Origin of the sequence: Aeromonas sp. R9-2, assembly GCF_040908025.1 — a bacterium.
GTDB classification, from domain to species: domain Bacteria; phylum Pseudomonadota; class Gammaproteobacteria; order Enterobacterales; family Aeromonadaceae; genus Aeromonas; species Aeromonas veronii.
Genome location: NZ_JBFOCX010000027.1, coordinates 1 through 15,349 on the forward strand (window position 1 = coordinate 1; position 15,349 = coordinate 15,349).

The 15,349-nt window shown below is 61.2% G+C and carries 12 protein-coding genes; 9 read left to right on the top strand and 3 right to left on the bottom strand.

The features are described from left to right. Positions 1–229 precede the first annotated feature (229 nt). Together AB5Y71_RS15575 and AB5Y71_RS15580 are read left to right on the top strand one after the other, a co-directional pair. Complete coding sequence (locus AB5Y71_RS15575) at positions 230–1,576, top strand: IS110 family transposase (RefSeq protein ID WP_368171845.1); 1,347 nt, start codon at positions 230–232, stop codon at positions 1,574–1,576. 229 nt (positions 1,577–1,805) lie between these two features. Next, positions 1,806–2,090: a hypothetical protein gene (locus tag AB5Y71_RS15580; RefSeq protein ID WP_042060069.1), complete on the top strand. Its 285-nt coding sequence runs from the start codon at positions 1,806–1,808 to the stop codon at positions 2,088–2,090. 51 nt (positions 2,091–2,141) lie between these two features. On the opposite strand, the gene torS is transcribed toward AB5Y71_RS15580, so the two are convergent. Then, complete coding sequence (torS, locus tag AB5Y71_RS15585; RefSeq protein WP_368171972.1) at positions 2,142–4,967, bottom strand: TMAO reductase system sensor histidine kinase/response regulator TorS; 2,826 nt, start codon at positions 4,965–4,967, stop codon at positions 2,142–2,144. Between the two features lie 70 nt (positions 4,968–5,037). On the opposite strand from torS, the gene torT reads away from it, so the two are divergent. Both torT and AB5Y71_RS15595 read left to right on the top strand, forming a co-directional pair. Then, positions 5,038–6,084 (top strand): TMAO reductase system periplasmic protein TorT, encoded by a 1,047-nt coding sequence (gene torT / locus AB5Y71_RS15590; protein WP_368171973.1) that lies wholly within the window; start codon positions 5,038–5,040, stop codon positions 6,082–6,084. 37 nt (positions 6,085–6,121) lie between these two features. Then, a complete protein-coding gene (locus tag AB5Y71_RS15595; RefSeq protein ID WP_005338893.1) occupies positions 6,122–6,526 on the top strand; it encodes a GFA family protein in 405 nt (134 codons plus the stop codon). Between the two features lie 36 nt (positions 6,527–6,562). On the opposite strand, the gene torR is transcribed toward AB5Y71_RS15595, so the two are convergent. After that, positions 6,563–7,276 (bottom strand): two-component system response regulator TorR, encoded by a 714-nt coding sequence (gene torR, locus AB5Y71_RS15600; protein ID WP_139740023.1) that lies wholly within the window; start codon positions 7,274–7,276, stop codon positions 6,563–6,565. Between the two features lie 145 nt (positions 7,277–7,421). Between torR and torC the strand changes: the two genes are divergently transcribed. From torC to AB5Y71_RS15625, 5 genes are all read left to right on the top strand, one after another. Further along, a complete protein-coding gene (gene torC / locus AB5Y71_RS15605; RefSeq protein WP_080771394.1) occupies positions 7,422–8,588 on the top strand; it encodes a pentaheme c-type cytochrome TorC in 1,167 nt (388 codons plus the stop codon). Positions 8,589–8,615: 27 nt separating this feature from the next. Beyond that, complete coding sequence (gene torA, locus AB5Y71_RS15610) at positions 8,616–11,108, top strand: trimethylamine-N-oxide reductase TorA (RefSeq protein WP_368171974.1); 2,493 nt, start codon at positions 8,616–8,618, stop codon at positions 11,106–11,108. Between the two features lie 99 nt (positions 11,109–11,207). After that, on the top strand, positions 11,208–11,876 hold the full coding sequence (torD, locus tag AB5Y71_RS15615) for a molecular chaperone TorD (RefSeq protein ID WP_005343493.1): 669 nt from the start codon (positions 11,208–11,210) through the stop codon (positions 11,874–11,876). Between the two features lie 7 nt (positions 11,877–11,883). Continuing rightward, positions 11,884–12,252: a hypothetical protein gene (locus AB5Y71_RS15620; RefSeq protein WP_005338902.1), complete on the top strand. Its 369-nt coding sequence runs from the start codon at positions 11,884–11,886 to the stop codon at positions 12,250–12,252. Positions 12,253–12,439: 187 nt separating this feature from the next. Then, the gene (locus tag AB5Y71_RS15625) at positions 12,440–14,848 is read left to right on the top strand and encodes an EAL domain-containing protein (protein ID WP_227016222.1); all 2,409 of its coding nucleotides are present in this window, start codon (positions 12,440–12,442) and stop codon (positions 14,846–14,848) included. 57 nt (positions 14,849–14,905) lie between these two features. Here the strand turns inward: AB5Y71_RS15625 and AB5Y71_RS15630 are convergent, their stop codons facing one another. Continuing rightward, entirely contained in the window at positions 14,906–15,187 is a 282-nt protein-coding gene (locus AB5Y71_RS15630; protein ID WP_244775189.1) for a hypothetical protein, read from the bottom strand. Positions 15,188–15,349: the final 162 nt, after the last annotated feature.

Here is a 15,349-nt window from a genome sequence, read left to right on the forward strand (position 1 = left end):
CTAAAAAACCGCCTCCCCGGCACTCCGTGGCCCATGGAATTAGAAACACGTCCACTACACTGATCTCACCGGACAGTGGTCGTTTGCTTTTTGGAGGCTTAGTCCCCGTCAAAAAACCTGACCCAGGGGAAGCTGCGGACCCGTGAGTGGTGGCACCTTGGTGACCCCGTTTAGGAATGTGATCGAATCCGAGTCCCCGTCCGGCACTATTTGTGATGGAGGGGTATTCATGAAAAAGCACAACACAGAACACGGTTTGCCGATCATCCATGCCCGCGCCGCGGGCATTGATATCGGTTCACGGTTCCATGTGGTTGCGGTGCCCACCGCGCTCGCCGAAGAACCAGTGCAAACCTTTCAGGCTTTCACGGCAGACCTGGAGCGTATGGCTGCTTGGTTGGTCGAGCTTGGGATCACTACCGTGGCAATGGAATCAACGGGTGTGTATTGGATACCCGTGTACGAGATCCTGGAGACCCATGGCTTACAGGTCATCTTGGCTAACGCCCGGGATGCCCGGGCCGTACCTGGGCGCAAAACTGACGTCAACGATGCGCAATGGATCCAGCGCCTGCATGCTTGCGGTCTACTGCGCGCCAGCTTCCATCCTGAGCGGGAGATCGCCGCGCTGCGCAGTTATCTGCGGCTACGTGAACGTCACCTCGATTACGCTGCGGCCCATATCCAGCACATGCAGAAGGCGCTAACTCACATGAACCTGCAATTGCAGCATGTGGTGAGTGACATCACCGGCGCCACCGGTATGCGGATCATCCGTGCCATTGTCGCAGGAGAGCGAAATGCCACGATGCTCGCCGCCATGCGCGACTTGCGCTGTCAGTCGAGCGTCGAAACCATCCAACGTGCGCTGGTTGGCAATTACCAGCCCGAGCATGTGTTTGCCTTGAGTCAGGCACTGGCCATGTATGACGCCTACCAGGCCCAGATTTCTCTCTGTGATGAGCAGATTGCCCAAAGCTTGCAACAACTCTCTCGTGGTAAGCCCCGTCCCAGCGAAGCGCTACCCAAGCCTCGCCACCGTACCCGGCAGCCGAACGCACTCAACTTTGATGTCCGCACCTTGCTCTATCAACTGGTCGGTATCGATCTGACCCAGATCCATGGCATTGGCCCTTACCTGGCACTGCGTCTGGTGGCCGAGTGTGGAACGGATCTGAGTCGCTGGCGAACGGCCCAACACTTCACCTCATGGCTGACACTGGCTCCGGGCTGCCGGATCAGTGGTGGCAAGGTACTGTCAGCTCATACTCGCAAGACCAAGAATCGAGTCACCGCCCACCTACGACTGGCAGCGGTGACCATCGGCAGAACAAATACAGCGCTGGGGGCATTCTACCGACGGTTGTCAGCGCGCATCAGCAAAGCGAAGGCGGTCACCGCCACGGCCCGCAAGATTGCGGTCTTGTTCTATAACGCCATGCGTTTTGGTATGGAATATCAGGATCCTGGCGCCGATCACTACGAGCAGCAGTACCGCGATCGGGTGGTCAAGGGATTGCACCGTCGGGCCGCCGAATTTGGTTTTACCCTACAGGCAATCGAGGGTGTTTCTTAGGAATGTTGAATTTATGTTGTAAAAAGCAAGATTCCCTCCCCGTTCAATACCCTGGCCGCTCAGCCAAACGGCACATTTTTCATCCCGCGGCGGGCGGGCAAAACCCGAAGGGGATCACAACGCCCTCTTTATCCATCCTGTAACATATTCATTCGAAACAAATTTAATGATGATGGAGCTGATTGCGGCCATGCATCCGAGGGGCTGCACCTAACCGGAGGAGTTCAAGATGGACCATCTGCTGACATTCGTGATCCTGGCTGTCTTTTTTCTGTTCTACTGGGTCTACTACACCAGCCAACGCAAACATCTCCCCACCACCTCGTGGGAGCAGCTCCCAACCAAAGCCGACTATCTGGCGGCCCACCCTGAATCAGTCGATGGCGACATCATCTTCTGTTATCACTGCGGCCACCACGAGTTGCTGGAGGTGGGCATGGTGCACCTGACCGATTTTCGCCGGGAATGGGTCTGTGCCAAGTGCAAGCAGGTACTGTTTCGCGAAATAGAATAACGGCGCAGGGGCTGGCCACCCCCTCTGAACGTTGTACATCGCCAGCAGGGATCAGAACGGCGCATCCCTGTTGGCCACCAACCACTGCTGCAACCCGTTCACCGCCGCGTCAAATTGCGCCCCGATTGTCGCAGGCTCCCCGCCTCCCGCCTCAAAAGCCGCACAGTGGCTGGCAAATTCGGTCAACCCCAGCGCCAGCGCACTCCCCCTGAGCTTGTGCGCTAGCTGACGTTGCTCACTCCCCTCACCCTGAGCCAACTTATCTACCAACACCCGCCCTTGCGACTCAAACAGCGCGACCAGCTGGCGGATCCGCGCCATGCCGAGCAGGGGCAGATCGGCATCCAGCACCGGATTGGTCCACTCGGGCTGGTTAGTTGGGGGCACAGCTGCTGATAATTGCACCCGCGGCTCAATAGCCGCGCCCTCTTGCCGAAATAGTTGATCGATGGCGTTCGCCAGCACCGCCAGCCGCACCGGCTTGCCGACAAAATCGACAAACCCGGCGGCAAGGCAGTGGCGGATATCCTCCGGATACATCTGGGCCGAGATGGCGATGGCGGGCAGCGACCGCTCATGCATCTCCTCGCTGATGGCGGCCAGATCCTCGCGCAGGGTCATACCGTCCATATCGGGCAGATTGATATCGAGCAGCGCCAGCTCGAAGGGACGCTCGGTCACCAGCGCCAGCGCACTGCGACCATCCTCCGCCAGGGTGACGCGATGGCCGAGGCGGGTCAGCATGCCGTGCGCCACCAGCCGGTTGATCTCGTTATCCTCCACCAGCAGGATGTCACGGGACTGGCCAAGGTGCAGCGGTTGCGCCTCGGCAGGCAGCTGGGCACTCGAGCGTTGCAAGGGCAGGCTGAAGCTGAATTCACACCCCTTGCCCGGTTCGCTGACAAGGTTCAGCTCGCCCCCCATGGCAGTCACCAGCTTGCGGCTGATCGCCAGTCCCAGCCCGGTGCCGCCCTGATGGCCTATATCACGCTTGCGCTGGCGAAACGCCTCGAACACCGCCTCCTGCTCATCGGCCGGAATGCCGGGGCCGGTATCGCGCACCACAAACCGGATGCAGGGCTCGGCGCAAGGGCCGTGACAGACAAGGGGCGCCACCGTCAGGGTAATCTGGCCACGGGCGGTAAACTTGACTGCATTGCCGAGCAAGTTGCCGAGCACCTGCCGCAGCTTGCCCAGATCCCCCTCGACCACAGGCGCCAGCCCGGGCGCATATTCCAGCGCCAGGGTGACCCCCTTGGCCGCTGCCTTTGGCCGAAACAGTGCGCTGAGTTCATCCACCAGCTGGAACAGGGGGAAGGGCTCGCGGCGTGCCTCCACATGGCCCGCCTCTATCTTGGAGTAGTCGAGAATGTCGTTGAGGATCTCCAGCAGGGATTCGCCGCTGTGCTCGATGGCGGCCAGATAGCGCTGCTGGGTATCGCTGAGATGGGTATCTTCCAGCAGTGTCAGCCCCCCCAGAATGCCATTCATGGGGGTGCGGATCTCGTGGCTCATGGTGGCGAGAAACACCGACTTGGCGCGGTTGGCCTGTTCTGCCTCGGCGCGGGCCTGCCGCTGCTTCTCCACCTCCTCATTGAGCCGCTCGTTGGCGTGGCTGAGCTGGCCGGTGCGCTCCTCGACCCGCGACTCCAGCTCGCGCTGATAGCGGCCCAGCTCCACCGCATTGTCACGAAACACCTGCAAGGCCCGCCCCAGCTCCGCCAGCTCATCGCGCCCGGTGCTGGCGATCGGCTCAAGAGGGGCCAGATCCCCGCGCGCCAACCGGCTCATCCCCGCCACCGCCCGTTGCAGCGGCCAGACGATCCGGCCGTAGACCATGCGCCACATCAGCAGCATCAGCAGTAGCAGGGTGAGCAGGCCAATCGCCATCAACGCCTGCTCCAGCAGCCTGAGACGCTGGCTTAGCGCCTGCTGGCTCTGCACCAGCGAATCGCGAGCACGGCTGACCAGCTCTCCGACCTGCTGGTTGAGGCTGCTCATCAGGGCTTCGTTGGCATTGGCCAGCACCCGCAGCGCCTCCCCCTTGCCGAGCCAGTCGCTGCGCAGTTGCATCAGCTTGTCACTCTGTGCCAGCACGGTCAGCGCCTGCTCCACCGCCTGACGGCGAGCCGGATCGGTCACCGCCCCGGCCCGCAGTTGCAAGATGGCCAGCTCCCGCTGCCCCTCTTGCAATAGCGTTTGCAACTGTTCCTGCCGTTCGCTGCGCCACATCTCCTCGATGCGCTGCTGCTGCATCAGGGTGCGATGACGCAGCTCGGTCATCTGCTCCAGCCAGTCGAGATCCTGCTCCAGCAGGCGGTCCAGCGTCCGGGTCGCCTGCGCGCCTTGCTGTTGGTAGAGGGAACCCAATCCCGCCACCATCACGGTTTCGGCGTTCTCCATCTGGCTGCGCGCCAGCTCGGCGATCTGCCCGGCTGCCGCCACCAGACGGGCCCGCTGCGCTTCACCCTGCGTCATCAGGGTCAACCGCTCCCCCACCAGCCAGCCCTGCTGGCCCAGATTGCCGATAATGCTCTGACTGAGCTGATCGAGGCTTGTTGAACCCTGCCCACGGCCGAGTTGAGCCAACACCTGCTGCAGCTGTTGCCCCTGCAGGGTGAGCAGGCGTCCCTGATGCTCCCGCTCCTGCTCGCTGGTTGCGGTGGCCAACAGCCGTGACGCGCTCTGGATCTCGCCGCTGAGGCGAGAGAGCGTGCGGGCCAGCTCCTGATCGGCCAGAGTCTGCTGCACCCCTTGCTCCAGCTGGCGCAGATGGCTAAGCCCCACCCAGCCCAGCAGGGAGGCACTCAGGGTCAGCAACGCCATCAGGGAGAAGGCCAGCAGCAACTTGCCACCCAAGCCGGAAAAGATTCTCACGGGAAGTCCCTTGGTTGTGGTCGGCTTTGACCGGATAATATGGCCCAACACTTTAACAAAACCCCTGACCATGCGAAGCGTCTATCTCTCCCCGTTGTTGCTGATCTGGTTACTAATGCTTCCCCGCGCCGCCCTCGCCTTTGCGGTCGATATCTGGCGCGGCGGCGAATTCAGCGGCCAGCCGGTGCGCCAGCAGTGGCCGGAACCCGCAGCGGCAACCAAACCGCTGACCATCTGTGCCCTCTACCCCCATCTGCGCGACGCCTACTGGCTTTCGGTCAATCAGGGCATGGTTGACGAGGCGAAGCGGCTAGGAGTCAAGTTGCAGATCCACGAAGCGGGGGGGTACGGCGCCCTCGCCGAGCAGCGCCAGCAGTTGCAACGCTGCGTGCAGGAAGGAAGCGATGCCATCTTGCTCGGCGCGGTGAGCTATCAGGGCTTGCGCGAAGCGATCACAGCCACGCAACTGCCGGTCTTTGGTCTGGTCAACGATCTGCCCAACGGTCTGGTGCAGGCGAAGGTGGGGGTCTCCTGGTACCAGATGGGCTGGCAGATTGGCCACTGGCTGGCGCAGCGCCACCCCGCCGGCAGCAAGCAGGTCTCGGTCGCCCTCTTCCCCGGCCCGCAGGCAAGTGGCGGCAACAACTTTGTAGAGCCGGGCTTTGCCGATGCCATCAAGGGGAGCGCCATCAAGCTGGTCACCACCGAGCGCGGCGACAACAGCCGGGAAATCCAGCGCACTCTGGTGCAGCAGACGCTGGCCCGCTATCCCGACCTCGACTATCTGGTGGGCGGCGCCATCGCCGCCGAAGTAGCGGTCAACGAGCTGGCACAGCGCCATCTCGACAGGCCCCAGGTGCTGAGCACCTACTTCAGCCACGGGGTACAGCGGGGCCTGCGCCGGGGCAAGATCTTGGCCGCCAACAGCGATCAGATGCGGCTGCAGGGGCGCCTTGCGGTCGCTCAGGCGGTCTGCCTGCTGCAACACCCTGATGCCAGTGCCGAGCAGTGCCCTCGGGTGATGGGGCCACCCATTCTGACGCTATCTGCACCACTGGCCGACCCCGCCGATTCCCTCTCGGATGGCGCTTTTCGCCCCGTCTATCGGGTCGAATAGCCGTTCCAAATCCGATCAGCACACTCAAGGAGAAGAGATGAAAGAGTTACATGCCAGCTGCCTGTGCGGCGCCGTCGCCCTGACCCTGCCGGATCAGTTCGACTATATGGGGAACTGCCACTGCAGCGAATGTCGCAAGTTTTCAGGGGGAGATTATGCCTCGGTCGGCGGACTGGATGGCAACAAGGTCACCATAGTGAAGGGGGAAGAGGCCATCGGCCGCTACCGGAAATCGGCAGAGACCACCCTGGCCTTCTGCCGTCACTGCGGCTCCAGCCTGTTCAGCCAGAAGAGCAGCAGCGGCAAGATCAATCTGCGGTTGGGGGTACTGGACGACGTGCCGAGCCAGCGACCCGCGTTTCACATCTTTGTCGGCTCCAAGGCGCCCTGGCACCAGATTGGCGATGACTGCCCGCAATTTGATACCCGCCCGCCAGTCTGATACCCGGTCAAACAGGTCAAGGCCACCGCAACGGGGTCAGGAGGCTATCTCACCGGCAAACAGATAGCCTTCACCATGGACGGTGACAAACAGCTGGGGATCCCGCGGATCCGCTTCCATCTTGCCGCGCAGCCGCCGGATCAACACGTCTATGGTGCGATCGCTCGGGCCATCGCCGCGATGGCTGATTAGGGTCAGGATCCGCTCCCGACTGAGCACCCGCCCGGCATGGGCGACAAAGGCCACCAGCACTTCATATTCGGCCTTGGTCAGGCGCACCGGCACTCCGTCCTTGCTGAGCTGGCGACGGGGGATGTCAAAACGCCAGGGGCCAAAGCGCACCGCATCGTCAGCCACCGCAGGCTCGCTCGACGCAGCGGCCGCCAGCGAGATCCGCCACAGCAGATTCTTGACCCGCACCAGCAACTCCCGTAGCTCGAACGGCTTGGTGACATAGTCGTCGGCCCCCATCTCGAGGCCGACAATCCGGTCCACCGCATCGCTGCGGCCGGTGACCAGAATGATCCCCACCGTGCTGCGCGCCCGCAGTTCACGGGTCAGCAGCAGACCATCTTCCCCCGGCAGGTTGATATCCAGCATCACCAGATCGACCGTCTGTTCCGCCAGCACGGCGCGCATCTCCTGGCCGTTTTCGACCGCCGTCACCCGATAGCCCTCCCGCTCGAAATAGCCGGTCAGCTTCTCGCGGGTAACCGCATCATCTTCAACAACCAGAATGTGGTAGCTCATGGGCAGGGTTCACGATGGTCGACAAGGGAGGATTATTCTATTCACATTTTGTCATAAATACCCCTATTTCATTAATTTGTGGCGGCAGCCCTGTTCACAACGCCTCCCTATCATGGCTCCCATCAAAAAAGTGATGTGAGAGAGCATGATGAAAAAACTGTGGCACTTCCTGCGCACCCCCAGCCGCCGCTGGTCGGTACTGGCGCTGCTTCTGGTGGGCGTCGGCGTCACCCTCGCGGGCACCGTCGGTCTGCACTATGGCTTTGAGAAAACCAGCAGCCTCGAATTCTGTATCTCCTGCCACTCCATGAAAGACACCGTCTATCCGGAGTACAAGGAGTCCATCCACTTCAAGAATGCCTCAGGGGTACAGGCGGTCTGTACCGACTGTCATCAGCCGAAGGATTTCGTCGGCAAGGTGGCCCGCAAGATGGAGGCGGCCAACGACCTCTATCAGGAGTACATAGGCCACAGCATCGACACCCAGGAGAAGTTCGAGGACCGGCGTCTCCATCTGGCCGAGAAGGTGTGGGCACGGATGAGCAGCCAGAACTCCAAGACCTGCAAGTCCTGCCACAGCTACGACAACATGGATCACGCCAAGCAGTCCCCGGCGGCTGCGCTGGCGATGAAAGATGCGGCGGCGAAGAACATGAACTGCATCGAGTGCCACAAGGGCATCGCCCACGAACTGCCCAATATGGCGGGGGGCTTCCGGGCCACTTACGCCACCCTGGTCAACGACGCGCAAGAGGCGCCAGCCGCCGAGACCCTCTACAACCTGGGTGAAAAAGATCTCTATGCCAGCGAACAGAGCAGCGACCCGGTCGGCAAACTGCTGCCCGCCTCCCGCATCGACGTCGTAGACCGCAGCGGCGATCGCCTCAAGGTGACCATCGAAGGGTGGCGCGAGAGCGATGGCAAGGGCCGGGTGCTGAGCGAATACATGGGCAAGCGGGTCTTCGTCGCCACCATCCGTGACGAACTGAAAGCGAGCGAGAAAGTGCTCAAACAGGAGACCGACAGCGCCACCCATATCAAGTGGGAGCAGGTTCAGGTGCAGGCCTGGGTCGATGGCAAGGGCTTTGAGTCCTCGCTCAAGCCGATCTGGGATTACGCCGGCGAGATGTACAAATCCACCTGCAACTCCTGCCACGGCGCGCCGGATCCCGCTCACTTCACTGCCAACGGCTGGATTTCGGGACTCAAGGCGATGTCTGCCTACTATCGCCTGAGCAAGGAAGAGGAGCGCACCCTGCTCAAATACCTGCAAAACCATGCCGCCGATACCGGTGGTCAGGGCAGCCACTAAGTCCGGATTCGAAAGAGGAATAACAAGATGATCAATATTTCCCGTCGTGGTTTTCTGGGTGGCTTGCTGGCCAGCGGTGCCTCTGCCCTGATCGGCCCCTCCCTGCTCGGTCGCGCCGTGATGGCCGCCGAATCTGGCGACAAGCTGGTGCAGTCCGGCTCCCACTGGGGCGCCTTCCGTGCACGGGTGGTCGATGGCCGCTGGGTCGAGACCCTGCCGTTCGAGCATGACAAGCACCCCACCGACATGCTCAAGGCCTTGAGTGAAGTGGTCTACAACCCCTCCCGCATCCGCTACCCCATGGTGCGACTGGACTGGCTGCGCAAGGGCCACCAGTCCGACACCAGCGAACGCGGCCAGAACCGCTTCGTGCGGGTGACCTGGTCACAAGCGCTGGACTTCTTCTATCACGAGCTGGAGCGGGTGCAGAAGACCTATGGCCCGAGCGCCCTCTATGCCGGCCACTCCGGCTGGCAGTCGGTGGGCAAACTGCACTCCGCTGGCGCCATGCTGGGGCGTGCCATGAACCTGCACGGCACCTATCTGGCCAAGGCCGGTGACTACTCCACCGGTGCCGCCCAGGTGATCCTGCCCCACGTGGCGGGCGCTATGGAGGTGTATGAGCAGCAGACCTCCTGGCCGCTGGTGCTGGAACACAGCAAGACTATCGTCATCTGGGGCTCCGATCCCATCAAGAACCTGCAGGTGGGCTGGCTGGTGCCGGATCACAGCGTCTACGACTACTGGGCGCAGTTGAAAGAGAAGGTGGCCAAGGGCGAGATCCGGGTGATCAGCATCGATCCGGTCAAATCCAAGACCCAGAAGTACCTCAATTGCGATCAGGTGACCCTGAATCCGCAAACCGACGTACCGCTGATGCTGGGCATCGCCCACACCCTCTACAGCGAGAAGCGCCACGACGAGGGGTTTCTGAAGAACTACACCACCGGCTTTGACAAGTTCCTGCCCTACCTGCTGGGCACCAGCGATGGTCAGGTGAAGGATGCCGAGTGGGCCGCCGCCATCTGTGGCGTACCAGCCGAGACCATCCGCGAGCTGGCCCGCGCCATGAGCAGCGGCCGCACCCAGCTTATCGGCGGCTGGTGTGTACAGCGCATGCACCACGGCGAGCAGTACGCCTGGATGCTGGTGGTACTGGCCTCGATGATTGGCCAGATCGGCCTGCCGGGGGGCGGTTACGGCTTTGGCTGGCACTACAACGGAGCGGGCACCATCACCTCCAGCGGCCCCATCATGTCCGGTTTCAGCTCGGTCATTCCCGGGGTCAAGCCGCTCCATGATGGCGACTGGAAGGGCTACTCCAAATTCATTCCGGTGGCCCGTTTCGTCGACTGCATCCTCAATCCGGGCAAGCAGATCGCCTTCAACGGCCAGACCATCACCTACCCCCACATGAAGATGGCGGTGTTCTGCGGCAACAACCCGTTCCACCACCAGCAGGATCGCAACAAGATGGTCGCCGCCTGGCGCAAGCTGGAAACCGTGGTCAGCATCGATCACCAGTGGACGGCCAGCTGCCGTTTCGCCGATATCGTGCTACCCGCCACCACCACCTATGAGCGGGACGACATCGAGCAGTGGGGCTCCCACTCCAACGCGGGCATTCTGGCCATGTACAAGGTGGTGGAGCCGCTGTTCGAGGCGCGCGATGACTACGATATCTTCGCCGATCTCTGCCGTCGCTTCGGTCGCGAGGACGAGTTCACCGGTGGCAAGAGCAAGCTGGAGTGGATCCAGAGCATCTATGACGATGCCCGCCTGCAGGGTCGCGGCATCGGCATCCGTCTGCCCCGTTTCAGCCAGTTCTGGCACGGCGAGGGCTTCGTCACCTTCCCGGCAGGCCAACCCTGGGTGCGCCACGAGTCGTTCCGTCAGGAGCCGGATCTGGAACCGCTGGGTACCCCATCCGGCCTTATCGAGATCTACTCCAAGACCATCGCCGACTACGGCTATGGGGATTGCCCGGGCCACCCGGTCTGGATCGAGCCCTACGAGCGCTCCCACGGCGGGCCGGGCAGCAAACAGTACCCGCTGCACCTGCAATCCTGCCACCCGGACAAACGACTGCACAGCCAGCTCTGCTCCTCCGACAACTACCGAGCCACCTACACGGTGCAGGGTCGCGAACCTGTCTATATGAATCCGCAGGATGCCAAATCCCGCGGCCTCAAGGACGGCGATCTGGTGCGGGTGTTCAACGGTCGCGGTCAGGTATTGGCTGGTCTGGTGGTGAGCGATGACTACGCCCCTGGGGTGGTGCGCATTCAGGAAGGAGCCTGGTATGGCCCGCAAGAGGGTGGCAAGGTAGGGACTCTCTGTACCTATGGTGACCCCAACGTGCTGACCGCCGACATCGGCTCCTCCAGCCTGGCGCAGGCCACCACGGCCCATACCGCGCTGGTGGAGATCGAGAAGTTCCGCGGACAGGCACCCGCCATCACTGCCTTCGGCGCGCCGGAATCGGCCAAGGGCATCGACCCCATGTTCCCGGCACTCTGACCCAGGGGGGACGAAAGCGCCCCCTTGAGTTTCCTTTATTTTTAAAGTCGTTAGAATCGGGAGCCATCAAGGCTCCCGATTGCCATCCACGGAGGAAAAATGCAGGAATTTATGGCTACCAGCGAACGCCGGGCCGAACTCTACTGGTGGTTCTCCACCCTGTTCGCTGCCGAACTCAGTGATGAGCAGATCGCCGAATATGACACCTATGACGTGCGAAGCTTCCTGAAAAGCCTCTCCACCCTGGATCCGATGCGCGAAGCCGTGGCCGAGCTCAACGATGCCATCGCCCGCCTGCTGGTGCGCCCGGATCGCCAGCTGGAACTAGCCGCCGACTTCGCCGGCCTGTTTCTGGTGGATCCCAAACAGGGCGCCCTGCCCTATGAATCGCTCTACCGCAGCGATGCCAAGCTACTGATGCAGGCCCCGATGGCCGAGATGCAGGCCCGCCTCGATCGCCTCGGCATCAATGTCAGCGATAAATACAAAGAGCCTGCCGACCATCTGGCCATCGAGCTGGATCTGATGGGCAATCTCATCATCCGCGCGGCGGAAGCCAAGAGCGCAGCCGAGCGGGAACGCTGGCTCGACGAGCAGGAAGCGCTGCTGCACGGCCATCTGCTGGGCTGGTTCGACAAGTTCGAAAGCGCCTGTCGCGCCGCCGACCGGTTTGGCTTCTACGGCGCCAGTGCCCGTCTGCTGGGGGTCTTCCTCAAGATGGATGCCAACTACCTCTCTCTGGTCAAACCGGCACCGTCCGCCGACTGAGGCCGCGATGAAAACAGCCCTGCTTCTGATCGCATGCTGGCTGCTGGCCCTGATCCCGCTGGATCAGGGCATTACTCCCCTGATTGCGCTGCTGTTCAACCCGGATCGCGAGCTCTACGGCACCGCCCAGCTCACCGGCTTTGCCGGCATCCTGCTCACCCTCTACCTTGCCAATCTCGGCGTCGAGGTGGTGTTGCGCCGCCGCTTCCAGATTGCCGGCATGCTGGCGCTGCTGGCCGCCTGGATCGACTTCATCAACAGCAGTGGCTGCGAGTCGCACTTCCTGCTGCTCTATCTGCTTGCCCTCCCCTTCCATCTGATCGGCTGGCTGGTATTTGTACGCGGTATTCAGGCGTTTGGTCGCCAGAAGGGATAACCACTCGCCCCTTTTCCCATCCTTTTATCAGGTTTTTCTGCCTATTCTTGCCGTCAAAACAACCAGATAACTCCGCTTGACTCCCGGCCAAACAGTTCGTGCCATACTGACAACTGATGCAAGTGATAAAACAATCAATGCCGAGGTCATCATGGATGGGAAGCTTTTCAACGCCGACACCGAGGCAATGTTGACCCAGCTGTCAGATCACACCGTCCTGGAACAGCTGATGGATAATGCCCCTCTGGGCATCGGCGTCTTTGACTGCGAATTTCGCTACCGTAAAGTCAATCAGGTGCTGGCCGACATCAATGGCAAAAGCATCGAGGAGCATCAGGGCAAGCACCTCAGAGAGGTGGTTCCCAAGCTGGCACCGACTCTGGAGCCCATGTTTCAGCAGATCATGCGCAGCGGCATGCCCTACGTGGATATCGCCATCACGGGCCAAACCGCGGCGTACGACAACAGCTCCCGCCGCTTTCAGGCCACCTACAGCCCGATGCGTGATGAGAAAGGGGAGCTGAACGGCATCCTCGCCATCGTACGGGACATCACCGAGCAGTACGAAACCGAACAACGGCTGCAGCTGGCAATGCGAGCGGCCCAAATCGGGGTGTGGGAATGGCACGTGGCGGAGGACAGACTGTTGTTCGACGGCCAAATTGAGCCGCTGCTGGGTATCGAGGCCAACCAGTTCCACGGCGGGCTGCAAGCGTTCGTCGACTGTTTTGAACCGGAATCCGGCAGCCAGCTCAAGGCCGCCCTGCAAAGTCATGACCCCATCCATCTCACCCTGAGCTACCTCACCGCGCTCAACGAGCGCCACTGGGTCGATATTCATGCCGACCATGTCCCCGCCACCGAGTCGGTCGGCCACCGGGTCATGGGAGTCATTCACAATGCCACCGCCCGTCGCCGTCAGGAGGAGCGGCTCCATCAGGCCAACGTGGTATTCGATACCACGGCCGAGGGGATCATCATCCTCGACAGCGAGCACCATATTCTGTCGGTCAACCCGGCCTTCACCATGCTGACCCAATACAATGCCGAGGAGGTGATAGGCCGCACCCCGGATATCATCATGCATCCCAGGCGCTACACCGACCTCGACTATCCCTGGTATCACCTGCGCCCCGGCAACAACGCCTGGCATGGCGAGATGGTTTGTCTGCGCAAGGATGGCAGCTACTTCTCCTCCTGGCAGCAGATCAGCGCTGTCTATGACAACTTCAACAACACTACTCACTATGTGATCGCCCTCTCCGACATCAGCGCCATTCGCAAGGTGGAGGCCGAACTGAATCACCTGGCCTATCACGATCCCCTGACCGAGCTGGGCAATCGTCATCTGTTGCAGGAGCGGCTGGCCCTTGAGCTGAAAACCGCGCAGCTCAATCGCAAACGGTTGGGGCTGCTCTTTATCGATCTGGATGGCTTCAAGCTGATCAACGACAGCCTGGGCCACGGAGTCGGCGATGAGCTGCTCAAGCGGCTGGCAGAGCGGATCCGCGGCTGCCTGCAGCACAACGATCTGGCGACCCGCCTCGGAGGAGACGAGTTTCTGGTGCTGATCCCCTATCTGGAGGAGCCTGACGAGTTGGCAACCCTGGCCAATACCCTGCTGACCGTGTTGCGTGAACCGGTTGAGCTGGCCCATGAGCTGGTGGCAATCTCGGCAAGTATCGGTATCGCCATCTATCCCGATCATGCAGACAGCCCGGAAACCCTGGTCAGCGCCGCCGACAGCGCCATGTACGAGGCGAAAAGTCAGGGGCGCAACGGATTCCAGTTCTATACCCCCTGCATGGCGGCTCGAGCCCGCGAGCGGATGCAGATTGAGCAGGGTCTGCTCAAGGCCCTGGAGCTCGAACAGCTCTGCATCTTCTATCAACCCATGACCAATCTGGCCAACGGCCACCTGAGCGGACTGGAAGCCCTGCTGCGCTGGCAGCATCCGAATGAGGGGATGATAGCGCCGACCCGTTTTATTCCGGTGGCGGAGGAGTGCGGCCTGATCGAGAAAATTGGCGAGTGGGTGATGCGCAACGCCTGCGAGCAGGGACAAAACTGGCTGGCTGCCGGACTGCCGGTGCCCCGCTTGTCGGTTAATGTGTCGGTGCGGGAGATGCGATCCCCCGGCTACGTTGAGCGGGTCGCCGCCATTCTGGCCGAGACCGGATTTCCGCCAGAACGCCTGGAGATAGAGGTGACGGAGAGCATCATCCAGCGGGTCGAACAGAGTCTGGATCTCTTTACCCGCCTGAAAAATCTCGGCGTGCAGATTGCCATCGATGACTTTGGCACCGGCTTCTCGTCGCTGAGTCTGCTCAAGACCCTGCCGATCGATCGCATCAAGATCGACCGGGCGTTTGTGCAAGCATTACCGGAAGACAAGAACAGTCGGGAGCTCTGCCGCACCATCATCAATCTGGCCGACAGTCTGGATATGGAGGTCACCGCCGAAGGGATTGAAACCAAGGCACAACACGCCTTCTTGCAATCACTCAACTGCGGCGAAGGACAGGGCTATCTGTTCAGCAAACCACTGCATGTCGAACATATGGGAGATCGCCTGCATCAACGCTACGTCTCATAGCGGCAGGCAATCATCATCACCAGCCGGGAGGCATCCGCCTCCTGGCTGCCGACCGGATTACCACTCGATCTGCAAGCGGGATTCCCAACCATCATCACGATCATTGAGCATGCGCGTCAGCGGTGATTCGCCAGCATAACGGGGAGCTGGCTCGCTGAAAGTGAGTCTGGTACCGGGCTCTTTGGCCTGCCATGCATGACCAAGCTGATCGGCCACCTGATCCCGCAGCGCAGGTGAAGCCTCCTGATGGGTGATCGCAAACTCTTTCGGAGGTTCGCCAGCGGGCACTGGCGCATCAAACTGCCAAAGGGATGCACAGAGCAACAGAGAAAACATCATGACCTCCAATTAATCGACAGGGCCCCCTTTTACTCAACCACCGATTAATTGTCACTCTTTGTCCTGTAACCAACTGTTGCCGCCTATCCAAAAGTCTAATTGCCCCCCGCCACCAAAGGTATAAGTTGTTAAGAAACCATTAAAAGATCTATTCAAAGGAGT